Genomic DNA, 21,925 nt, shown 5'->3' on the forward strand with positions numbered 1-21,925 from the left:
ACCCACGCAATGAACGATGCGAATTTCTCCCTACGCCCTGAGGCGATCGACCCGCAGCTGTTCGCCAAGGCCATCCAGGCCGAGACCGAGGCCGAGGAACCACAGACCGAAGACAGCATGATCGCGGCCCTGTGGTCGATCATGAGCGACCTAGACGACCCGGTGTTGGCAGACATCGGAGTCCGCCTAGCCCAAGGGGCGTCCGCTAGCAGTATCGCCGACGATCCGCTCATCGGGCCCGAACTGACCGGCCTCGCCGAGCAATACAGCCAAGAGTTCAACGCCGGGGCCGCCGGGCAGATTGTGGCCATGAACGCGGAACTCAAGGACTTGTTCGAGCCTGACGACGAAACCGGGCAATCCGGCCGCTGAGGCCTTTTCGGGCTGACGGTGGTTGCGGATAGGCCGCCATCCTCAGTCCACAACCTGTCAACAGCATCCCGAACGACGAAGAAAGCGAATCATAGCCATGAGTCGTGAATTTGACCCTGATGCGGCTAAGACAATCCATGCCGAGCTAGTGCATGTGATCGAGAAACTGGAACTCAAGCAAGAAATGGTCGGCAGAGGCGACTTGAGTTACGCCCCGGCCTTCGGGCTGGTCCTCAGCGGGCAGTCCACCGCCCAGACGAACTATAAACAGCTGCACTACACAGCCTGGAACAACCTCGACACCACTCGGCGAGGGATGTATGCGGCGCTGTCGTGGCTAGAGATGGTCATGAAACAGCACGGCATCACCGAATATGAGAACGTGCGCGAATTGGACGCTTTGAAAGAGGCCACCGAGGGTGAATGAGCACCGAGACTGGGTGGAGGCCGATGCGGACAGCCCAAACTCCGTGGTTTGGCAGTCGAGGCCGAACGTGTCGTCAGATACCGGTCACAGGCTGCCAACGTCCCGGCATTCCCTGCGACAATCGGGGGGAAAGTCCGCGCTAGGCGCTGCGCCTGGCTCGGTGACCAGGCCCGCCGCTCCTGCTCGAACATCGCCGTATCAACACTTCTACCCCCACTGGGAACGAAAGGAATCAGCCAGTGAATAGCTCGCTGCGCCTCGCCGGAACCGCCCTCGCTGGCACGGCACTCCTACTCGGGACCGCCTGCGGCAGCGACAGCACGAACGGGAATGACGATAATGGGGATGACCTGCCGGGCCTGCCCGCCATGGCCCTGACCGACCTCGAAGCCTCCTGCGACATGTTCCTCGAAGAGATGGCAGAAGCATTCTTCGGCTACGTCGACCGACCCAACCCACCAGTGGAATCCCCCTACGGCTCCGGCATCTCCCCCCACTCCATCAGCTGCGAAGGCACAGTTCTCTGGCCCGAATACGAATTCTCTCCCGGGCGAACCAGCACTCCCAGAGGAACTCTGTTGGTCGAAATTTATCCGACCGAGTCAATCGCCGAGGCCGAAGAAACCTATGCGGGACGGTTGGAATTCGTCGCCGACCGAGACAAAGAAAACCACGGCGAGGACTTCTTCTTCGAAGACCACCCCACAGGCCCATGGGACCAGGCATACCACTACGCCTACGAAGACCGAACCGATTGGTACGCCTTCTTCGCCCAAACCGACGATTTTGTCATTGAGCTGCACTTCTACCACGGGCAAGATCCCAGTGAGGAATCCTCCGATCTCAGTCAGGGGGCAGGTCCCGGTGAGTGGTCGGTCTTCGACTTCGATCGCGACTCAGTCAGCGCATTCCTTATCGAGGACTACATGCCCGCGGTGCACCAGAACTTCCTGAACTTGCTGGATCGGACGGAGTAGGCCCCTCACATGAACTTTATGGAAAGGAATAAGCCTGTGCGCAACGCATCGCGGCTACCCACAATCGCCCTTCTTACCTCCGCCCTGCTGGTGGCTACCGCATGCACCACTGACAACGGGAACAACGAGAACGGGAATGACGATAATGGGGATGGCCTGCCGGGTCTGCCCGCCATGGCCTTGGCCGACCTCGACGCCTCCTGCGACATGTTCCTCGAAGAGATGGCAGAAGACTTCTTCGGTTACGTCGACCGACCCAACCCACCAGTGGAATCCCCCTACGGCTCCGGCATCTCCCCCCACTCCATCAGCTGCGAAGGAAGCATCCACTGGGCTGAATACGAGATGACACCAGGGCGAACCAGCACGCCCAAAGGCAATCTCTGGCTCACCGTCTACCCAACCGAGTCAATCGCCGAGGCCGAGGAAACCTACCAGGGCCGGCTGGAATTCGTAGCCGACCGACACCAGGACCTCTACGGCGAGGATTATTTCTTCGAAGAAAACCCCGCAGGTCCCTGGGACCAGGCATACCACTACGCCTACGAAAACAGAGGCGACCGCTACTATTTCTTCTTCCAAGCCGACGACTTCGTCGTCGAACTCAGCTTCAACCACGGGCAGGATCCCAGCGAGAGATACTCCGACCACAGTCAGGGTGCGGGTCCGGGTGAGTGGTCGGTCTTCGACTTCGATCGCGACTCAGCCAGCCAATTCCTCATCGAGGACTACATGCCCGCGGTGCACCAGAACTTCCTGAACTTGCTGGATCGGACGGAGTAGGCCTCTGATGAGCGTTCACGATGATTTCGAAGAGCACAAATACTTCACTCCACAGACAGGCGTGGGTGGGTGGAAAAAGGAAGCCCTGGACTCCACCGAACTGCTGCTGTCGTCCAACTCGTGTTCCCTGGATGGCTGCACCCTGGCCCGTAACCCGGCCGATCAGGCCTGGATCGAACTCATGTCCGCCATCCCCAAAGAAGACAGCCTAGTCAGGGACTTGCATACTGCACCCAGTTCTGCGGTCATGCCCAGTGAACACATGTTTAATGACATCGTCTCCCTGCTACGCCCCGATAACGGTGAGCGCCATGCCATGGAATCCATTAGTAAGCTGTGGAGAGACGAAATCGCCGATTCGCTCTATGATGACGCGGATTCGCTTGAGGCGGTGTTGAAGGACGCGTCGCATGCCTGGCACGGGGCGGACTTCGACTCCCTACACGAGCACATCCAGCAATGTTTGAACGCTCTGCGGACCACGGGAGAGCATGCCGACCTAGTTTCAGCCGAACTCTATGAGCAGTCCGAGACCATCCACACCCTGCAAGGCGGCGATTCCGGCGAGATCCCGTTTCCCGCCCCGCAGTTCTTTGACGCCAATATTCGCAAAGAGTCCGCCGATGTGCATGTGCGGCCGCCGTTTTGGTCCGAGGGCAACTGCCAGCGCGTGACGATGGATGAGGCCCTAGCCATGGTGGGGGCCGACCCGGAGGCGACCGAGGAATTCCACCAGCGCGAGCTGGCCCGGGCAGAGGAAATCATTGACCAGCGCCTGGCCCAGATGACCGATGAGGAAATCGAAGCCACCCACCTGGGCACCCTGGAGCAAGAAGCCATCGCCCAGGCCCGCGAAGAGATCGCCCCGGAAGTCGACAACTACAAGCAGAGCGTCCATAACGGACAACTGGGCGAGTCCGAACGCATCAACGCCGTCGTCCTCGACCACCGCGATCAAACCGACGCCACTTTGTCGACCTCGAAATACACGATGGAACCGGTCGAGGTCGAGCACACCGATCACACCGAACGAGCCAACGGCTCGGGCTATGGCGGCCTGAACATGCCCGGCCCCACCGGCACCCCCGATGCCTCCGGCATGACCCAACCCGGTGGCTACACCCCCGGCGTCTCCCCCACCCTGCACGAGGTGGAAACCGGCGGCTCCGGTGGCTCCGGTGGCAGTGGCCCCAACTGGAGGCTGCCAGCCAGCGCCAGCAGCAGCAACGATGCGGTCAGCGACGGCCTCTATGCCGGTAGCCCCGGCAGCCTCGGCGCGCCCGGGGCAAGTCCCGGCGGCGCAGCCCCCGGTGCGGCACCCGGAGCAGCGGGCGGGGGCGGAATGTTCGCACCGGGTGCACGGGGCGGATCAACCGGTTCTCTGGGTGCGACGGGTCGCGGCGGTGCCGGTTCGGCTGCTGGCGTCGGGCGTGGTGGCTCCGGCGGAGTCTCCGGCGCGGCCAGTGGCGGACGCGGCGGAGCCGGGGGCGGTATGCGTGGAGGCGCAGGCGGCGGCATGGGCATGATGGGCGCCGGAGCCCCTGGCCAGGCCGGTGGCCAACAGCAGGGCAAGAAATCCGATCAGCGCACCCTGTCGTCCATGGGCCGCCCCACCGGCGCGGCAACCAAGCCAGCCAAGGACGAGCCTAAGAAAAAAGAGGACAAACCCGCTGAGAAGAAAAGCCCTCTGGCGGCCGCGTTGGAGAAACGCCAAGCGCAAAAAACCGAACGCGAACCAGCCCCCGTCGCCCAACCCGACCCCGACCAGGGCCACGAACTTGACATCCATGACCAATTCGATATCGAGGACGACATCTGGGGAGTCCACTCGGCCCGCAAGGACGAGTACCGCTAGAACCCAGTGCGGCTAAGAAACACCGTGGCCCGCCGGCAGCAGGTAGAACATGCTGTCGGCGGGCCACGTCCGTTATGGGTTAGCGCCCCGGATCGTCCTCACAGGACTAGCACCACAGGTTGTCGCCCGTTGGCACTCCCAGGACGTTGGTGAAGTTGGTGTAGAGGTTGATGCGGCTTTGCACTTGCCCTGGATTGCCGCCGTTGCATTCGAGTGAGCCGTTAATGGAGCGGATCGACTCGCCGAATCCGGCCCCGCTCGTCATGGCCGTGTGGCCCGACATCGAACCGGCTCCCGACTGCGTCACCCAGAACCACAGTGCCGTCTGCCAAGCCACGGTCGCGTTCTGCTCGACCAGCCACGGATTGGTCAACAGCGGCAGACCGAGGTCGTTGCCAGCGGCGTTGTAGTTGAAGTTCCAGCTCAACTGGATTGGGCCGCGACCGTAGTAGGCGTCGTTCCCGGCCGGGCAGCCAAATGATTGGCCCGCATCGCAATAGTGCGGGTAGTTGCTGGTGTCTTGTTCAACGATGTGGACCAGCCCGCCGGTTTCATGCGAGATATTGGCCAGGAAGGAGGCGGCCTCTTGACGTTGCACTGTGCTGTTGCCGGTGTTAGTGAAGGCGGGGAAGGAGTTGGCCGCCTCCACGAAACCGCTGTAGGTGTAGAAGGAGTTGCGCTGCGGGAACATCTGGTTGAACTGGGCTTCAGTAACCACGAACGACCCAGGGTCGCCCGGGTCACCGGGATCGCCGGGGTCACCGTCGCCGCCACAGGGAACCGGGTCGCGCCACACGCCCCAGTCTCCAGTCTGCCCGGGGGTTTCTCCCTGCGTCCACCATTGGGCGGTCCAGTTGTGGCCGTTGTGGGAGGCGACATCGCCTCCGTTGTAGACGGCGGAAGAACTCCAGGCGGAGGCGCAGGTCGTCTGCGCGTTGGCGGTGAGGGCGGGAAGTCCGGCGGCGGCGGTGAGGGTGAGGAGGAGGGTACTGATCAGCGCGAGCATTCTCTTGCGCGATGAGCGAAGCATAGAATCACCTTTTCAGGAAGGAAACTTTCCTTATTGAGGAATATAGATATCCTCTGTGATCTTCACAAGACTTCGCGCGCAATCTGAAACGCGAGTTTCCACTGTTTCGCCACCCAGCGCCACACACGTCGCCTTTGCCCGTGGACTTCGCAATGCACAAATGCGGCCGACCCCGGCGATTGGCTCTAAAGAACTACTCGCCGGGAAGCACGACGTATGGAGTGAGAGCCTCGGCAATGTCGTGGACTTCCGACAGCTCACCGGAGGCAACCGCAAGCGTCAGGTCGACGGCTTCACGGTTAGTCGCGGTGACGGTCGCACCGTTGAGGCGGAGGAAAGTCACCGTGCCAAGCCAAGCGAGGCGTTTGTTCCCATCCACCAACGGATGGAAGCGCGCAATGGAATGCATGAAAGCCGCAGCCTTCTCCATTAGCGTCGGATACTGCTCCGCACCGAAGTAGCTGGCAGCAGGACGGTTGCAGGCCGACTCAAGTAGACCAGGGTCTCGGACCAGTGGCTTCTCATTGAGCGCAAATTCGGCTACGTCCAGCAGCTGCTCAACAGTGAAATGGCGAGTAGACATCACTACTTACCAAGCTCGTCAAGAGCCGCACGGTAGCGCTGCGCTTCCTCACGAGCAATCCGCCGAATCTCGTTGTCCTGCCCGTGCCGGAGCACATACTCTTCGATCGCATTGACAACAAAACTGTTCAGGCTCCGGTGCTCGATCTCAGCCTGAGCAACAGCCTGAGCTTTCAGTTCATCGGGGATTCGTAGCCTCATGTCCATCCCATTATGGTACCAATATGGGCCCATAATGGCACCCTTAAAAAGGTGTTCTTCTGTCGGACATGAATGAGGGGCACCGGCAAGCGCCGGTGCCCCCTCATGTGAAGCTTTAGATCATCTGGTGACGGATCACGTTCTCTTCGCGACCGGGGCCAACCCCCACGACCGACACCCGCGCCTTGCACAAGTCCTCAAGTCGCTCGATGTAGGACTGCGCGTTCTTGGGCAACTGGTCGAATCGGCGACAGCTGGAGATGTCCTCGGACCATCCGTCGTGGTACTCATAGACCGGCTTGGCGTGGTGCAGATCCGTTTGCGTCATGGGCATCTCGTTCATGACCTCGCCGTCGACCTCGTAACCCACGCAGACCGGTACCCGGTCCAGGCCCGACAGAACGTCAAGCTTGGTGACAAACAGATCGGTGATGCCGTTGACGCGCACCGCGTAACGGCCCAACACGGCGTCAAACCAGCCGCAGCGACGCTGGCGACCAGTGGTCACCCCGTACTCGCCGCCCTTCTTGAGCAAGAATTCCCCATGCTCGTCGAAAAGCTCCGAGGGGAAGGGCCCCGCCCCGACGCGGGTCGTGTAGGCCTTGATGATGCCGATCACGGTGTCGATCTTCGAGGGCGCGATGCCCGCACCCACACAAGCGCCACCGGTGGTCGGGTTAGAGGACGTCACGAACGGGTAGGTGCCGTGGTCGACGTCAAGCATCGTGGCTTGAGCACCCTCCATGAGGACGTTCTTGCCCTCGTCCAGAGCCTGGTTCAGCTCTAGCCGGGTGTCGGCGATGAAGGGCGCCAGGCGCTCGCCGTACTGCAAGTACTCGGCGACCACGGCGTCAGAATCGATCGCCTTGCGGTTATAGACCTTCACCAAGATCTGGTTCTTCTCCCGCAGGATCAGTTCCAGCTTCTTTTGCAAAATCTTGGGGTCGAGCAGGTCCTGTACGCGGATACCCATCCGCGCGACCTTGTCGGCATAGGTGGGGCCAATTCCGCGCCCGGTCGTGCCAATGCGGGAGCTACCCAAGTAACGCTCCACGACGCGGTCCAGCGCGCGGTGATGCGGCATGACCAGGTTCGCGTCGGCGCTAATGCGCAAGTTGGAGACGTCCACTCCCCCGGCTTCGAGGCCGTCGAGCTCTGAGAGGAGGAACTTGGGGTCCACGACCACACCGTTACCGATGACGGGGATGCAACCGGGGGTCAGAATCCCCACGGGCACCAGGTGGATGGCGTATTTCTTTCCGTCGGGAGTGACAACGGTATGACCGGCGTTATTGCCGCCTTGGTACCGGACCACATAGTCCATATCGGCACCGAGCAGGTCGGTGACTTTACCTTTACCTTCGTCGCCCCACTGCGTACCGACTACAACAATCGCTGGCATTTGCCGTTCACACCTTCCCGGGAAGACACCCGATTACCGCCTAAGCCTAATCGGTCTATTGCGAGGTTGGCAGCACCCACCCCTCCTCTTTGTCAAAGGACTCATCTCACACCGTACTCTGAATAACTGTGGAAGTTACCGTGTTGACGCTGGTAGAGGGCTGTTCGAGTGGCGGGCCCCGTACGCAAGTACTAACGCTTGTCGATGAGCTGAAGGCCCGTGGTGTGAGTGCCGACACTGTCGAGGCGTCCAATGAGTCCGTCATCGACGAGGTCGTGAAGTCCGGCCGGGCCATTGTCGTGGCCGCCGACACCGACGCCCAGTTGCGGGCGGTGGTGCACCGCTGCGTGCGCATCCTCGCCCCGCCTCCCAGCAAGCGACCCGACGACCTGCCGAAGGACCGCACGGTTCCGGACCTACCGCCGCTGGGGGTGCTCGCCTTGGGCGAGACGCCTGGACTGGTGGGCCGCCTGGGCTTGCCCTCGACGCCCGGGGAGGTGGCCGAGGCCATGGTGGCCGGAAACGTCAAGCGCACCGACTTTTTCCGCCACGACGGTGGCGGCATCACGCTCGATGGGGTCCGCATCGGCGGCGGCGACTACCTGTGGCGCGGAGTGGTCGCCCTGGACGACGCGGTGCTCAGCGACGGTAGCGAGCAGATCATCACCTGCGTGGTCGCCAACGCCGACGGGTTTGCCCAGGCAAACGGGATGACGCTAGTCGAGCCCTCCCCGACCGACGGACAGATGGACGTGGCGGTGGCCGTTCCGGTCGTGGTGCCCGCTCGTTGGGGCATCGGCAAGTTGCGCTTTGGGCGTCCGCGCCAGCGCATCGAGGTGCGGCGGGCCCGGGGCCGGGCCGTGCAGGTGGCCCCAAGCGATGACACCAAACTGATCGAAGACGGCATTGTCGAGGACCTCAAGCGCAAACGCAGCTGGTGGATCGAGCGGGGGGCCGTGGGCTGGTATGTCAGCCCCGCCGCGTAACCGCCGACGCCTTCATGCACTGTGTAGCGTCTCTAGCTGCTGGAACAGCGCCCGAAGTGGCCATAGATCCAGGCTGTCTTATGAGATGTAAGGGACTAAAAGTATCTAAAGTGACGCCTGTCACTTACCCGACGTTACGAAACAATTGCGGTGACCGCCATTTAGCAGCCAAATACGCCACAATGGGGAAGGAAGCTTATGCAAAAGGCACCTTCTGGGTTTTCGTGTGGCCCAGGCCAGGTGATTTCACCAGTGCGCTTTTGCTTAAGCCTCACGATGACGGCGTAGACCGCACCCTCGTGCCTGAGCAGGGACACACGTTCCTCGCGCGACGGTGCAGGCCCCAGGGCCGTACGGTCAGCTTGCTGAGGAGGCACTGTGGAGCACCACCGCCCGGCCGGGCCAGAGGCCCCCACTAGCCACGGCGGCCACGCCCCACGCGCCGACGATGAACGGCAGCGAGACGAATCGGGGCGCATCCCCAACTCCGGGTCAGACCATCACAGCGCCCCAGAGACTGCCGCCCCCTTGAGCGCCGGTCCCTTCTCGACCGAAGCCTTCACCTCCCCGCCCACGGCGGCCCCGCCTGGGAACCAACAGCCGGACGCATCCGAGACCCAAGCGCGCACTCCCTGGCCCTCTGAACCCGCTTGGCCAGCCGAAGAGCCCAGAGCATCCCACTCACATCAGGGCACCGAGGGCGGCAATGGTTCCCGGCCAGCGAAGCGAGCCGACCAGGGGCCCATGCCGTGGTCGCCCTTCGTCTCGCACGTGGCTCCCGCTGGCCCACCGGCTTCCCTGATCAACGCGCAACCAGCGCCGGCGGCGCAAGAACCTGCGACCGACCAGGGGCCGCACACACCGACGTTCCACCGCCAAGAGCCGCACGAGGACGTCATCTCGCCCCCACCGGCCTTCGCCCCAGGAGAAGACCTGCCACCGGTGGCCACACCAGTGCCGGTCGCGGACCACCGAGTCATAAGCCCGCCGGTGACGGCAGGAGGCGACCCCAGCACCAACACGAACCCACCTCTGGCCGACGGCACCGCGTCCGCGCCGCCTCAACCACCCGAGGCCCACACTGTCGCCCCCGCCCAGAGCGAGCCTGTGGCGCCTTCGGGACCCATCGAGCAACAGGGGACCGATTTCATGCACTACCCCCCACCGAATCCACACCACAATTCGGGCTATGGACCCGAGGACACCGACGAACACTATGTGGCTCCCCCGCCACCCAGCGGGTCGCACGTGCCAGCCTGGAATAGCGTCTCCGGGGCCGGGATGGCACCAGGCTCATTCCCCGACGAGCCCGGTGCGCTGGAGCGAATCGGGGTCACCGCCGACGACTTCGCCCGCCGCCGGGTCACACCGCCCAGCGGCCCCATCGCGTCGATGGGGCTGCGGGGAGCACTGTGCAAACTGAGCCTGGGGCTGCTGAAGCTGCCGCCCTCGCGCCGCGAACGAGCCTGGGCGCGGAATGTGGAAATGGTGCGGCGCAACTTTGGCGGCCTGCGGCAAGTCACCGTCGTCAACCCCAAAGGCGGGGCGGGGAAAACCGTCGCGGTGCTGATGCTGGCCATGACATTCGGACAGCGACGCGGAGGCTACGTCCTGGCCTGGGACAACAACGAAACCCAAGGCACGCTGGGGATGCGGGCACAGCAGGACTTCCACATCCGAACCGTGCGCGACCTGCTGCGGGACCTCGACCACTTCCAAGGGCCCACCGGCCGCGTGGGCGACCTGTCGCAATATGTACGCGCGCAAGGCGAAGCCATGTTCGACGTGCTGGCCTCCGATGAGTCGGCCACGGCCGGAGAAATGCTCACGGCCAAGGCCTTCGGCGAACTGCGAGAAGCGGTCAGCCGCTTCTATAAGCTCATCATCGTCGACACGGGCAACAATGTCCGGGCCGAGAACTGGCAGTCGTCCATCGACGCAACCGATCAACTGGTGATCACCATGTCGGCGCGCAACGACTCCGCCGAGACCGCCGCGCGGGCGCTCGACCACCTGGAACAGACCGGAAGGCGGGAGCTGGTGCGGCAAGCGGTGACGGTCGTGTCAATGCCCGCCCACCGCAAAGATGTCGACCTGCCCGCCGTGCAGCGGCACTTCGCGGCCCGCACACGCGCGGTCATGTTGGCTCCCTATGAGAAGCTGCTCGATTCGGGGGAGCCCATTCGCTACGACCTGCTGAGCAACGCCTCTCGTCGCGCCTGGCTGCGCATTACAGCGGCGGTGGCCGAAGGTCTATAAACGAGGCTTTTGCGCAAGCCCCACTGTTGGCAGACAAGACAATGCGGCCCAACTCCACCTTTACAGTGAAGTTGGGCCGCATCACGTCAATCCCTGCTAGGGCAGGGACGTTTCCCCGTACCCCCATTGTTACCGCTGAGTTAACCTGGCAACATCACCCGTCGGAATGATCTTGGGCGACCGTTCAGGCCAACCTCATCCGCAGGCGTCGGGCCGGGTATGAGTTCGCTAGCTCAAAGCGTCGGCGGCGGCCGGGTCGGAGTCGCGCAGGAACTGCGCACACCGGGCGGCCTCCTTGGACTCGCCGATGGCGGCAGCGGCCTGGCTGAGCCGATACAGCGACTTCAAGAAACCACGGTTGGGCTTGTGTGACCAGGGAATCGGTCCGTGACCCTTCCATCCGTTGCCGCGCAGTTGATCCAGGCCCCGGTGATAGCCAGTACGGGCGTAGGCATACGCGGCGACGTCGTCACCACGCTCCAGCGCTTCCTTGGCCAGCCGCGCCCAGGCGGCACAGAAAGTCGGGTATTGACGAATCGTTTCTTCGGGCCCGGACTCGTCGAGCATCGCGCGGGCTTCGCTGTCGTCAGGCAGCAGCGTTTCGGGAGGCTGAGCCATAAGATTGTGTGCAACCATAAGCTAAGCCTAACCCGGTGAAATTGGTTGGTACACCGGCGGCGCTCACGGCCACCAGATGGAGACGACCCGCCGGAGACGGTGGCCTAGGGACGTTCGTCCTTGTCGTTAAGCTCATCCAAGATCAGCAGATCCGAACGGGCCTGACCGTCCCGGTAGGCGGCGCGACCGACCATATAGGCAGCCACCGGAGCCGTGGCCAACTGAAAGACGCCCACCAGGACCAAAGTCGTGATGTCCACGGTCGTGCGCAGGCTCAAGGCACACCCGATCAGAATCAGCAGCAACCCCAAGATCTGTGGTTTTGTCGCCGCGTGCATGCGGGTGAGAAGGTCGGGGAAACGCACCAGGGCCACGCCTGCGGCCAAACTCAGCAAAGCGCCCAGAAAGATACAGATCGCCGCGATCACATCGAGCACAGCTTCCACGCTCACTCCTCCTTCCGGGTCGCGAACCGCGCCACACCAACGGTGCTGGTGAACCCAAGAATGGACAGCACCACCAGGATCGGCAACGCCGAGGCATCCCGGGTGTAGGCCGCACCGGCGGCGATGGCGGCCATGATGATCGCCAAGAACACATCGGTGGCCACGATGCGGTCCAAGGTGGCTGGGCCGCGCACGACGCGATACACCGCCATGGCACCGGCGGCGACCAGGATCGTCGCCACCACAGTTACCGTCAGGGTCGTCATGGGGTGACCTCACCGTCCTCGTCAGGTCGTCTCTTCGGCTTGCGTTGGCGGCGCTTTCGCAGCTGCTCGCGGGAGGGTTTATCCACTTTGCGGCCAGCGGCGGCCTGGGCGCGCAATTGCCGCTTGGCCTTCGACATTGGCCGATGCGGCGGCTCCGGTTCGGAGGAATCCTCCACCAAGGCCAGTTCGGCATCGGAACCGAGCGCCCGGATGAGTCGTTTCTCCAACCGCAGCACGTTGCGTTTGTACGCCTCGACTTCCTCGACGGTTTCGGTGCCAATCATGTGAATGTACAAGACGCCGGTGTCGGGGTCGGCCTCCAAGATGAGGCTGCCTGGAATCAGCGACAGCGCCTCGGCCACCAAAGTGACATTGAGGTCGGAGACGACTCGCAGCTGCACGGCCACGATCGCCCCCCGGGGCTGCCGTCCGATCCGGAAGGCCAGCCAGCTGATCTGCGCACTGGCCACCAACAGGTCATAGACGAACTTGACCACGAATTTCGCCATTCCCACCGGTCGGATGCGGCCGTCGAACTTCACCGGCGGCAGCGGCAAGACCACCAGGATGATGACCGCGACGATCAGTCCGGTGACGAAACTCAAGACCGAGAAGGTGCCCCAGAGAAACACCCACGTCAGCAACAACGCTATGGCGGCGACAACCCGGTTGCGGAAGTACTCGCGTCTGACCAGCCGTGGCCAGCGCGGTGGCTCGCCGGAGCGGCGCACGTTTGATTGCGGTCGGCTCATGGTGCCTCCCCCGTGGGTACGCCGTCAGGGAAGACAGCTTCGATATAGGGGGTTCTCTCCAGCAAATCCGTAGCCGATTCCGTGGTCAACTCGAAAAGCGGCCCGGCAAAGATAGTCAACGCCAAGCTGAAGGCGACCAAGATCAAAGTTGGGATGACCATCAGCTTGGGCAAGATGACCCCGGAGGGGACGCCCTGGATGGCGGGATCGGCTTTTGTCGCCGTCGCCGCGGAGGGCGCAGCGCTGGTGACCGACGGCTGTGCCGCTTCGCGGACGCGAATCGCCACGCCAGCGCGGTCGATGTCGCCTACAAGGAGCATATCGGGGTGGGGGCTGCGCCAGAACGCCAAGTTCCAGACTCGGGCGATGGCGTACAAGGTCAGCAGGCTCACCAGCGCCCCGCTGCCGACGAGGGCATAGGCCAGCGGTGTGCCCACGTCTACGCCCGCTTGCATGAGGCCCACTTTCCCCAGGAAGCCCGAGAAGGGGGGAATGCCCGCCAGGTTTAGGGCGGGGACGAAGAAGAGGATTGCCAGGACTGGGGAGAGCCGGGCGAGTCCGCCGAGCCGTTCTAGGTTGGTGCTGCCGCCGCGACGTTCGATCAGTCCCGCTCCCAGGAACAGCGTCGTCTGGATGGTGATGTGGTGCAGCGCGTAGAAGATCGCGCCGGAGAGTCCCGCCACCGTCGCCAGCGCCACGCCGAAGATCATGTAGCCGATGTGGCTGATGAGGGTGAAGGACAACAGACGTTTGATGTCGGTTTGCGCGACCGCGCCCATGATGCCCACCACCATGGTTAGCCCCGCCGCCACCATCAAGTAGTTGACGGCTCGATCGTCGGGGAAGAGCAGGGTGTCGGTGCGGATGATCGCGTAGACACCGATCTTGGTCAAGAGACCGGCGAACACCGCCGTGACCGGGGCGGGCGCGGTTGGGTAGGAGTCGGGAAGCCAGGCGGACAGGGGGAACACGGCCGCCTTGATGCCAAAGCCCAATAGCAGCATGATCTGCAAGAGCAGCCGGAGGTCGTCGGGCAGGTCGTCAAGTCGGTGGGCCAGCTGGGCGAGGTTGAGGGTTCCGGTGGCGGCGTAGATCAAGCCGATGGCCACGAGAAACACCACTGAGGAGAGGATCGACACGACCGCGTAGGTCGTGCCCGCCCGAATCCGGTTTTCGGTACTGCCCAAGGTCAGCAGGACGAAGCTCGCCACCAGCAGCACTTCGAAGCCCACATAGAGGTTGAACAGGTCCCCGGAGAGGAACGCGTTGGTGACGCCAGCGGTCAAGACCAGAAACGTCGGGTGGTAGATCGATAGTGGGGTGCCTTCGTTGCCGTCGGCCATGCCCTGCCCGATGGCGTAGAGCATGACGCACAAGGTCATGGTGGCTGAGACGACCAGCATCATGGCCGCCAGCTTGTCGGCCACGAGCACAATGCCCACCGGCGGAGCCCAAGCGCCGATGGCCACCACGGCGGGGCCTTCGGTCCAGGTGTAGACCAGCAGGATGATCGCGGCCAGGAGTGTCGCGGAGAGCACGACGGTGCTGACGGCCCGCTGGAGGTGCGACCGGCGCGGCACCATGAGCGTCACGGCCGCTCCCAGCAGCGGCAGCAGCACAGGCAAGGGGACGATGTAGTCGATCATGTGTCGCTCCGCTCGCCCTCGAATTCACTCATGGGTTCGCTTTGCGCCTCGTCGGTTCCGGTGTCGTTGAGGTCGTCGGGGCCTTCGTCGCGTTCGGCTCGCTTCATGATGCGGCGGTCTTCGACGTCGTCTTGGACGTCGTCGTGGCCCAGCAGTTGCCAGCTGCGGTAGGCCAGCGCTAGGAGGAAGGCGGTCAGACCCAGGGTGATGACGATGGCGGTGAGGATCATCGCCTGTGGTAGTGGGTCGCTCATCTCCTCGGCGGGGAACCAGCCGACTAGGGGGGCACTCCCGGAGGTGCCTCCGACCAGGATCAATAGATTGCCGCCGTTGCCCACCAGGATGATGCCCATGATGACGCGGGTGAGGCTGCGTTCGAGCATGAGCGAGACCCCAGCGGCGAAGAGAACTCCGATGGTGACGATGTAGACCAGATTCACGGCCATGGGCGTTATCGCCTCCTCGAGGTCGAGTTGGGTTCGCTCTCGGAGGCGTCAGTGCCCTCGGGGGCGACTTCGGTTGTCTCCTCGGTGTCGTCTCCGTCGTCGGGTTCGCTCTCGGAGCTTTCCTGTTGGCGGTCGATTTCAGCCCCGAGGGAGCGCAGGATGTCGAGGATGAGGCCGATGACGATGAGGTAGACCCCGATGTCGACCACCGCCGAGCTGGCGGCGTGAATGTTGCCCAGGATCGGTATGTCGAGGTCGATGACGGCGCTTTCGAAGATCTCGCGGCCGAAGAACAGTGAAGTCGCGCCGGCTCCTAGGGCGATGAAGAGCCCGATTCCCAGCACGCGCCCGGCGTCGACCGGTGCGGCGGCGTTGAGTTCGTGTCGACCACCGGCCAGGTATCGCACCACGAGTGCCAGCCCGGCGACGAGGCCGCCGGCGAATCCTCCGCCGGGGGTGTTGTGGCCGGCGAAGAGTAGGTAGATCGAGAACAGGATGATGGCGTGGAACAGAATCCGGGTGACCACCTGCAAGATGATGGCCTGTCGCGCGGCTTCTGGGCTGGCTCCGGCCAGCCAGGGCGAACGGTAGGTGGCGGTGGGGCGCGCTGCTCCGCGTCGGCGTAGCGCCCGGGAGTGGCCGAAGATCAAGCTGGCGACACCGGTCGCGGCCACCACTAGTACCGCGACTTCGCCCATGGTGTCCCATACGCGAATGTCCACTAGCGTCACGTTGACGACGTTGGCTCCGCCGCCGACGTAGTAGGCGAGGTCGGGGAATTCCGTGGAGACTGGTATCGCTTCGCGCCCTCCCACGGCTACGAAGGCCATGAGGGAGGCGACGATGCCAGCGGCGATGCCGATGCCGATGCGCGCCCAGCGCACCATTTTCACTGGACGTTCCGAGAAGTTGGCGGGCATCCGGCGCAACACCAGCACGAACAGGACGACCGTGGCGGTTTCGACCAGGAACTGGGTGAGGGCTAGGTCGGGTGCGCCGTGCAGGACGAAGATTCCGGCCACGGCGTAACCGGCCACGCCCACGAGGATGACGGCGGTCAGTCGCCGTTGGGTGCCAGCGGCGAATATCGACACCACGATGATGACCAGCGCGGCGGCGACCTGAATCGGTGAGGTGAACAGTTCCACCTGTTGGGGCCAGGAGCGGGTGAACACGAGCGCGGCACCGGAGGTGACGATCATGACTAGCAAGATCAGGCCCAGGTAGAACGGGAGCGAACCACGTTGGGTCGCACCGGTCATCTCCACGGCCGCGCGGTCGATCCAGCTCATGGCCGTGCGATAGCCGTCACTGCCGTCGCGAGGGAATTTCAGCAGGCTCATGCGCTCCCAGCGTTGGCTGAGGGCGAAGACTCCGGCTCCGGCCGCGAAGGCGACCAGCGACAGCAGCAAGGGCAGGTTGTATCCGTGCCATAGGGCCAAGTGCAGGCTGACCGGTTCGGCGAATGTCTGCGCGTAGGGAAGGATCGCGCGGTCGATGGCCGGGGCGGCCATCCCCGAGACCAAGCCCAAGGCAGCCAACAGCACGGGGGCCAGCATGAATATGAAACCGGCCTGGCGCACCTGGATTGTCTCCACGCCGGGTTTGGGCGCGAACGCTCCCCACAGGAAGCGCAGCCCATAGGCCACGGTGAGGGCCGATCCCCCGACGAGAGCGGCTACCACTAGCTGGTTCACGCCTGATCCCGCGTCAATGAACGCCGATAGCGCCGCTTCTTTGGCGATGAAGCCGAACAGCGGCGGGAAGCCCACCATCGAGGCCACCGCCAATACGGCGGTGAACAGCAAGAACGGGCGCTGGCGTCCCAGGCCCGACAGCTGCCAGATATCGCGGGTGCCGCAGGTGCGGTCGATGACGCCCACGATGAGGAACAGGGCGGCTTTGAACATCGCGTGCGACAGCAGCAGGGCCACTCCGGCCACGGCCGTGTTCGCGCCGCCCGCGCCCAGCACGATGGTGATCAAACCCAGTTGGCTGACCGTGCCGTAGGCGGCCAGGAGTTTGAGGTCGCGTTGTCGCAGGGCGGCCCAGGCCCCAAAGAACATGGTGATCGCCCCGCCGGTGAGCACGATTGGTTGCCACAGTGCGTTGGCGGCGTAGACGGGGGCGAGCATGCCGATGAGGAAGACTCCGGCTTTGACCATCGCGGCGGCGTGCAGGTAGGCGCTGACCGGGGTGGGGGCGGCCATCGCGGCCGGAAGCCAGAAGCTGAAGGGGAAGATCGCTGACTTTGACAGGGCTCCCAGCAGGATCAGCACCAGGGCTACCGACAGGTAGGTGCCTTCGGGCACGCTCGCGACGACTTCGGAGAGGCGATAGGAACCGGCGTGTTGGCCCAGCATGATGAAGCCGACCAGCATGGCCAGGCCACCGAGGGTGGTGACCAGGAGCGCTTGCATGGCGGCTCGGCGGGCGGCGCGACGTTCGGGGTCCATCCCGATGAGCAGGTAGGAGAAGACCGTGGTCAGCTCCCAGAAAATGTAGAGCATGAGCAGGTCATCGGAGATGACCAGACCGAACATGGCCCCGGCGAAGGCGATGAACGACCAGGTGAAGCGCGACAGGCTTGGGGAGTCGGCTTGAAAATAGCGGGCCGAGTAGATGAGGACGAGAGTGCCGATGCCGCTGACGATGAGGACCATGAACCACCCAAAGGTGCCCATGTGGAAGGCCAGTTCCAGGTCTAGCTGGGGAACCCAGGGGTATATCTCGATCACCGCGCCGCCGTCGTAGACGGCGCGGGCGTGGCTGAGCGCCCAAGCGAACGTCGCGGCGGGGACGAGGGCGATCGCGTAGAGAGCTCGGGGGCCCCACCAGCGGACCAGGGCAGGGGCGACAACGGCCGCGGCCGCGTAACTCGCCAACAAACCCAGCACCCGCACCTCCAGCCGACCCGCCCGACAGGCGGTTAGCCTACCGTGAAAATCCCTGGCTAGGGCAGTGACCCTCGCTACGGTGAGCTTCACGTCACGCAGCGCAGCCAGGGGGATCGCACCCTGGCCCCACAGCAGTGATTCGCCTGTCAACAGCGCAAATACCGCCTTGGCGGCCGGTTTCCCCTCCGAGGCCAGGCCGATGGGCCCCACCCGCATACAGGGTGGGGGTACGGATGACCAGATGGGCACATGGCCACAGGTAGAAGCATCTCAATTGCCCCTGCCCGGGGCTCAATGGCGCAATCCCAGGCCCCAAATGCGACCGCCAAGCCATGAGCTGCGCCACAATCCCACAGAGTGAGAAGTGTTTTATAGGCCTTTATCCAGGTTAAAAAGTAGTGCGCAACACCAAGGTCCCAGCCCGGAATAAAACTTTGTCGACTTAGGTTGTACCGTAGGAGCCACGGAGAGATTGCAAAAGTGACCGGGGCGCCTCACGGCGGCCCCGATGATTCTGTGCGAGGGGGTCGAGCCATATGGGGCGCGGCCGAGCTAAGGCCAAACAGATGAAGGTTGCCCGGCGGCTGAAATACCACTCGCCGAATACCGACCTGCGCGCACTAGAGCGCGAACTAGCAGGCGGTAAAGAGGCTGAGAACCATGCCATCGAGGCTGAGGAAGCAGTCGACGAAGAGCCAGACGAAGGCTACTCCGACCCTTATGCGGACTACGCCAGCGACGATGACGACGGACTTCGCGAAGAGGATTGGCTCCCTCCGAGGAACAAGTCTGACTTACGGTGGATGAAGCGGTGGGACGGCAACCCATCGCTTCCTCCCACCTAATTAGGACTCTCACCCACTTCGCACCCAAGGCAGCCTATCGATCCCTCGCCGCTGCCATCATGACCAAAAATCCCGCTGAGGCGCCCTTGCGCAGTCGGCGGGATTAAGCATGCCCGGCCCCGCCCTGGCGTCACGACGCAACCCCACCACGCCACATCCGCCCAGCCAGACGCAAACAGCGCTCTGCCCGGCGACCAACATCTCACCGCAGTCCCCGGGCAGAACACGCCACGACATATAAGGCCCCAGAAGAGCCCAGTTAAGCCTTCTTGTACTCCCCGACCATCTTCACGCCACTGCCACCCTCAGTAACCTCACCGGCCACCCAGCTATTGACATGACGTGTGGTCAGCACGGCGAGAGCGCGGTCGACCTGGTCGGGCGGGACAATCGCCATCATCCCCACGCCCATGTTGAACGTGCGCTCCATCTCCACGTCCTCAATCGCGCCAACTTTCTGCACCACATCGAAAACCGGCTGCGGAGACCACGTCGAACGATCCACCTCCACTTGCAGGTGATCGGGAAGCGAACGCACCAAGTTCCCCGGAATACCGCCCCCGGTGATGTGCGAAAAGGCGTGCACCTCGCACTCCTTGATGACCTCAAGACAGTCCTTGGCGTAAATGTGCGTCGGAGTCAACAGCTCCTCGCCCAACGTGCGCTGACGGCCGAACTCGGCGACCTCTGACTTCAAATTCATGCCGCCATGGTTAAGCAGCGCCTGCCGCACCAGCGAAAAACCATTCGAATGCAGACCCGAAGAAGCCATCGCGATAACGACATCCCCCGCCTGGACCCGGTCGGGACCCAACAGGTCATCCGTCTCCACGATGCCGATGCCCGTCGCCGAGACGTCATACTCGTCGGCTCCCAACACGCCCGGGTGCTCGGCGATCTCGCCGCCGACCAACGCGCAACCGGCATAGCGGCAGCCATCGGCGATCCCCGCCCCGATATCGGCGATCCGCTCCGGCACCACCTGGCCGCAGGCGATGTAGTCAAGCAAGAACAGCGGCTCCGCGCCACAGACGACCAAGTCGTCCACCACCATCGCCACCAAGTCGATGCCGACAGTGTCGTGAATGTCCAGACGCTGCGCGATGACCAGTTTCGTCCCCACACCATCGGTGGAGGAGGCCAAAAGCGGCTTACGGTACTTCTCGACATCCAAGCTAAACAGCCCGGCAAATCCCCCAATACCCCCCACGACCTCAGGCCGGGTGGTCTTACGAATACTCGGCTTCAGCGCCTCAACCGCACGATCCCCGGCGTCAATGTCGACGCCAGCGGAGGCATAGGAGACCTTCTTCTGTTTGTCCTCTGTCTTGCTGCTGCTGCTGCTCACGCCTAAGCGCCCCTTCCTGCGTAATCGCGGCTATAACTTCCAACTGGGCCCCATATGGCAATGCTGAGAGACCCGCGCCATTGCCGCGCTGGCGGTGGTGAAACGAACGAAAGCGGCCAACAACGCATCGGGTGGGATCGACGCGCGGCCACCATCGCCTCCAGACCAGGCCAGGCGCATGCCCGCCGAGTCTGTCTCACCTACGCCTCACTTCGTTGACGTTGTGATCGATTGGTGCTTGATTCTTCTCCGGACTCGCCGCCGGATTCCAGGAGGTTCTTTCCCAGTAGCGAGGAAGCCGGAAGTTCTAGGGGGTAGTCGCCGTCGAAACAGGCGCGACACAGCCTTGAGGCGGGCTGTTCGGTCGCCGCGGTCAGCCCTTCCATCGAGACATAGCCGAGGCTGTCCGCGCCGATGTTCTTGCGAATCCCATCGACGTCCAGATTGCCAGCGATGAGTTCGGCCCGACTGGCGAAGTCGATGCCGAAGAAACACGGCCATTGGATCGGCGGGGCCGAAATCCTCACATGCACCTCGACGGCTCCGGCCTCACGCAGCATTCGCACGATCTGACGCTGAGTGTTGCCGCGCACGATCGTGTCATCGACCACGACAATGCGTTTACCACGGATTTGATCGTGCAACGGATTGAGTTTGAGGCGAATGCCCAGCTGACGCAGCGACTGCGACGGCTGAATAAACGTGCGCCCCACATAGGAGTTCTTGGTGAAGCCCAGCCCATAGGGGATGCCGGACTCCTCGGCGAAACCAATCGCGGCCGGGATGCCCGACTCGGGAACCCCAATCACCAAATCGGCTTCCACCACCTGCTCGCGTGCTAGGCGGCGTCCCACCTCAACCCGGGTGGCATACACGTTGCGACCCGCCAGAACAGAGTCAGGGCGGGCCAGGTAGATGTACTCGAAGATGCAGTTTTTAGGCCGAGCTGGGGCGAAGCGCTCAGAGCGCATCCCATGCTCGTCGATGGAAAGCAGCTCACCAGGTTCGATCTCCCGGACGATGGTCGCGCCGATAGTGTCCAACGCGGCCGTCTCGCTGGCCACAGCCCAGCCGTTGCTGAGGCGACCCAGCACCAGCGGCCGGAACCCCTCCGGATCACGCGCCGCATACAGCGTGTTGTCGTCCATGAAGACCAAGCTGAATGCTCCCCGCAACTGCGGAAGCACCTTCTGGGCCGAGGCGGTGATGGACTCATCGGGGCGGGCGGTCAACAGCGCCGTCATGAGCGCGGTGTCCGAGGTCGACGCGCCAATGTCAAGGTTGAGGTTCGCGGCTTCCTTCGCCAGGTCGGCGGTGTTGATCAGGTTGCCATTGTGAGCCAGAGCCAAGGAGGTGCCCGCCGAGGTGGTGCCAAGAGTCGGCTGAGCGTTGTCCCAGGTATTGGCCCCGGTGGTGGAGTATCGCGTGTGACCGATGGCGACGTGCCCGGTCAAGGGGGCAAGAGTGGTTTCGTCGAAAACTTGGGCGACGAGCCCAGTGTCCTTGTAGACGACCGTCCGAGCGGCGTCGGAGACGGCGATTCCGGCGGCTTCTTGTCCCCGATGTTGCAGGGCGTAGAGGCCGAAATAGGTTAGTTTGGCGACTTCTTCGCCGGGAGCCCAAATTCCCACCACACCGCACTCATCGCGCGGTCCGGCGTCATTCGAGTCAAGCTCCAACGAAAGCTGCCCATCACCTCGGGGCACAACTACTCCTTGTGGTTTCAATTGAGGCTGCGCCGAGGAGGCGCACACGGTCGTCATTGTCCGCATTAGTGCTCAGGCCGA

21 protein-coding genes are annotated in these 21,925 nt (G+C 63.3%); 8 read left to right on the top strand and 13 right to left on the bottom strand.

Going from position 1 to position 21,925, the window contains the following annotated elements; genetic code table 11:
• Positions 1-9: 9 nt before the first annotated feature.
• The 5 genes from JQS30_RS16300 (at position 10) to JQS30_RS17600 (ending at position 4,414) form a co-directional block, all read left to right on the top strand.
• Positions 10-372, top strand: a complete 363-nt coding sequence (locus JQS30_RS16300) for a hypothetical protein (protein ID WP_213171292.1) — start codon at positions 10-12, stop codon at positions 370-372.
• 97 nt (positions 373-469) lie between these two features.
• Positions 470-799, top strand: a complete 330-nt coding sequence (locus tag JQS30_RS16305; protein WP_213171293.1) for a hypothetical protein — start codon at positions 470-472, stop codon at positions 797-799.
• A gap of 239 nt (positions 800-1,038) precedes the next feature.
• On the top strand, positions 1,039-1,776 hold the full coding sequence (locus JQS30_RS16310; protein WP_213171294.1) for a hypothetical protein: 738 nt from the start codon (positions 1,039-1,041) through the stop codon (positions 1,774-1,776).
• Between the two features lie 36 nt (positions 1,777-1,812).
• On the top strand, positions 1,813-2,559 hold the full coding sequence (locus JQS30_RS16315) for a hypothetical protein (RefSeq protein ID WP_213171295.1): 747 nt from the start codon (positions 1,813-1,815) through the stop codon (positions 2,557-2,559).
• Positions 2,560-2,566: 7 nt separating this feature from the next.
• A complete protein-coding gene (locus JQS30_RS17600; RefSeq protein ID WP_213171296.1) occupies positions 2,567-4,414 on the top strand; it encodes a hypothetical protein in 1,848 nt (615 codons plus the stop codon).
• A gap of 106 nt (positions 4,415-4,520) precedes the next feature.
• On the opposite strand, the gene JQS30_RS17445 is transcribed toward JQS30_RS17600, so the two are convergent.
• From JQS30_RS17445 to JQS30_RS16340, 4 genes are all read right to left on the bottom strand, one after another.
• Entirely contained in the window at positions 4,521-5,444 is a 924-nt protein-coding gene (locus JQS30_RS17445) for a glycoside hydrolase family 19 protein (protein WP_246497957.1), read from the bottom strand.
• A gap of 193 nt (positions 5,445-5,637) precedes the next feature.
• Positions 5,638-6,027: a type II toxin-antitoxin system death-on-curing family toxin gene (locus tag JQS30_RS16330; protein WP_213171297.1), complete on the bottom strand. Its 390-nt coding sequence runs from the start codon at positions 6,025-6,027 to the stop codon at positions 5,638-5,640.
• Between the two features lie 2 nt (positions 6,028-6,029).
• Positions 6,030-6,233: a YlcI/YnfO family protein gene (locus JQS30_RS16335; protein ID WP_213171298.1), complete on the bottom strand. Its 204-nt coding sequence runs from the start codon at positions 6,231-6,233 to the stop codon at positions 6,030-6,032.
• A 109-nt stretch (positions 6,234-6,342) separates the two neighbouring features.
• Positions 6,343-7,629, bottom strand: coding sequence for an adenylosuccinate synthase (locus JQS30_RS16340; protein WP_213171299.1), 1,287 nt, complete (start codon positions 7,627-7,629; stop codon positions 6,343-6,345).
• Positions 7,630-7,757: 128 nt separating this feature from the next.
• On the opposite strand from JQS30_RS16340, the gene JQS30_RS16345 reads away from it, so the two are divergent.
• On the top strand, positions 7,758-8,615 hold the full coding sequence (locus tag JQS30_RS16345; protein ID WP_213171300.1) for a hypothetical protein: 858 nt from the start codon (positions 7,758-7,760) through the stop codon (positions 8,613-8,615).
• 378 nt (positions 8,616-8,993) lie between these two features.
• Entirely contained in the window at positions 8,994-10,874 is a 1,881-nt protein-coding gene (locus tag JQS30_RS16350) for a MinD/ParA family ATP-binding protein (RefSeq protein ID WP_213171301.1), read from the top strand.
• A gap of 228 nt (positions 10,875-11,102) precedes the next feature.
• Here the strand turns inward: JQS30_RS16350 and JQS30_RS16355 are convergent, their stop codons facing one another.
• The 7 genes from JQS30_RS16355 to JQS30_RS16385 form a co-directional block, all read right to left on the bottom strand.
• Complete coding sequence (locus JQS30_RS16355) at positions 11,103-11,510, bottom strand: DUF3151 domain-containing protein (protein WP_213171302.1); 408 nt, start codon at positions 11,508-11,510, stop codon at positions 11,103-11,105.
• Between the two features lie 86 nt (positions 11,511-11,596).
• A complete protein-coding gene (mnhG, locus tag JQS30_RS16360) occupies positions 11,597-11,938 on the bottom strand; it encodes a monovalent cation/H(+) antiporter subunit G (RefSeq protein ID WP_246497958.1) in 342 nt (113 codons plus the stop codon).
• 2 nt (positions 11,939-11,940) lie between these two features.
• Complete coding sequence (locus JQS30_RS16365; RefSeq protein WP_213171303.1) at positions 11,941-12,204, bottom strand: MrpF/PhaF family protein; 264 nt, start codon at positions 12,202-12,204, stop codon at positions 11,941-11,943.
• On the bottom strand, positions 12,201-12,956 hold the full coding sequence (locus JQS30_RS16370; RefSeq protein WP_213171304.1) for a Na+/H+ antiporter subunit E: 756 nt from the start codon (positions 12,954-12,956) through the stop codon (positions 12,201-12,203). Before JQS30_RS16370 ends, JQS30_RS16365 begins: the two co-directional genes overlap by 4 nt.
• On the bottom strand, positions 12,953-14,599 hold the full coding sequence (locus tag JQS30_RS16375; RefSeq protein WP_343076234.1) for a Na+/H+ antiporter subunit D: 1,647 nt from the start codon (positions 14,597-14,599) through the stop codon (positions 12,953-12,955). The genes JQS30_RS16370 and JQS30_RS16375 overlap by 4 nt, the downstream gene beginning before the upstream one ends.
• Positions 14,599-15,048: a Na(+)/H(+) antiporter subunit C gene (locus tag JQS30_RS16380; RefSeq protein ID WP_213171306.1), complete on the bottom strand. Its 450-nt coding sequence runs from the start codon at positions 15,046-15,048 to the stop codon at positions 14,599-14,601. Before JQS30_RS16380 ends, JQS30_RS16375 begins: the two co-directional genes overlap by 1 nt.
• Positions 15,049-15,053: 5 nt before the next feature.
• The gene (locus tag JQS30_RS16385; RefSeq protein WP_343076235.1) at positions 15,054-17,945 is read right to left on the bottom strand and encodes a Na+/H+ antiporter subunit A; all 2,892 of its coding nucleotides are present in this window, start codon (positions 17,943-17,945) and stop codon (positions 15,054-15,056) included.
• Between the two features lie 536 nt (positions 17,946-18,481).
• Between JQS30_RS16385 and JQS30_RS16390 the strand changes: the two genes are divergently transcribed.
• The gene (locus JQS30_RS16390) at positions 18,482-18,790 is read left to right on the top strand and encodes a DUF3073 domain-containing protein (RefSeq protein ID WP_213171308.1); all 309 of its coding nucleotides are present in this window, start codon (positions 18,482-18,484) and stop codon (positions 18,788-18,790) included.
• A gap of 259 nt (positions 18,791-19,049) precedes the next feature.
• On the opposite strand, the gene purM is transcribed toward JQS30_RS16390, so the two are convergent.
• Together purM and purF are read right to left on the bottom strand one after the other, a co-directional pair.
• Positions 19,050-20,138: a phosphoribosylformylglycinamidine cyclo-ligase gene (gene purM / locus JQS30_RS16395; protein ID WP_213171309.1), complete on the bottom strand. Its 1,089-nt coding sequence runs from the start codon at positions 20,136-20,138 to the stop codon at positions 19,050-19,052.
• 200 nt (positions 20,139-20,338) lie between these two features.
• Positions 20,339-21,844 (bottom strand): amidophosphoribosyltransferase, encoded by a 1,506-nt coding sequence (gene purF / locus JQS30_RS16400; protein ID WP_246497960.1) that lies wholly within the window; start codon positions 21,842-21,844, stop codon positions 20,339-20,341.
• Positions 21,845-21,925: the final 81 nt, after the last annotated feature.

The organism is Natronoglycomyces albus (assembly GCF_016925535.1).
Classification (GTDB): domain Bacteria; phylum Actinomycetota; class Actinomycetes; order Mycobacteriales; family Micromonosporaceae; genus Natronoglycomyces; species Natronoglycomyces albus.

Bases quoted from the DNA above. Each gene is read 5' to 3' on its own strand.
- JQS30_RS16365 (WP_213171303.1), bottom strand. From the start codon at position 12,204: ATGACGACCCTGACGGTAACTGTGGTGGCGACGATCCTGGTCGCCGCC.
- JQS30_RS16390 (WP_213171308.1), top strand. From the start codon at position 18,482: ATGGGGCGCGGCCGAGCTAAGGCCAAACAGATGAAGGTTGCCCGGCGG.
- JQS30_RS17600 (WP_213171296.1), top strand. From the start codon at position 2,567: ATGAGCGTTCACGATGATTTCGAAGAGCACAAATACTTCACTCCACAG.
- JQS30_RS16335 (WP_213171298.1), bottom strand. From the start codon at position 6,233: ATGGACATGAGGCTACGAATCCCCGATGAACTGAAAGCTCAGGCTGTT.
- JQS30_RS16370 (WP_213171304.1), bottom strand. From the start codon at position 12,956: ATGAGCCGACCGCAATCAAACGTGCGCCGCTCCGGCGAGCCACCGCGC.
- JQS30_RS16380 (WP_213171306.1), bottom strand. From the start codon at position 15,048: ATGGCCGTGAATCTGGTCTACATCGTCACCATCGGAGTTCTCTTCGCC.
- JQS30_RS16305 (WP_213171293.1), top strand. From the start codon at position 470: ATGAGTCGTGAATTTGACCCTGATGCGGCTAAGACAATCCATGCCGAG.
- JQS30_RS17445 (WP_246497957.1), bottom strand. From the start codon at position 5,444: ATGCTTCGCTCATCGCGCAAGAGAATGCTCGCGCTGATCAGTACCCTC.
- JQS30_RS16355 (WP_213171302.1), bottom strand. From the start codon at position 11,510: ATGGTTGCACACAATCTTATGGCTCAGCCTCCCGAAACGCTGCTGCCT.
- JQS30_RS16330 (WP_213171297.1), bottom strand. From the start codon at position 6,027: ATGTCTACTCGCCATTTCACTGTTGAGCAGCTGCTGGACGTAGCCGAA.
- JQS30_RS16340 (WP_213171299.1), bottom strand. From the start codon at position 7,629: ATGCCAGCGATTGTTGTAGTCGGTACGCAGTGGGGCGACGAAGGTAAA.
- JQS30_RS16300 (WP_213171292.1), top strand. From the start codon at position 10: ATGAACGATGCGAATTTCTCCCTACGCCCTGAGGCGATCGACCCGCAG.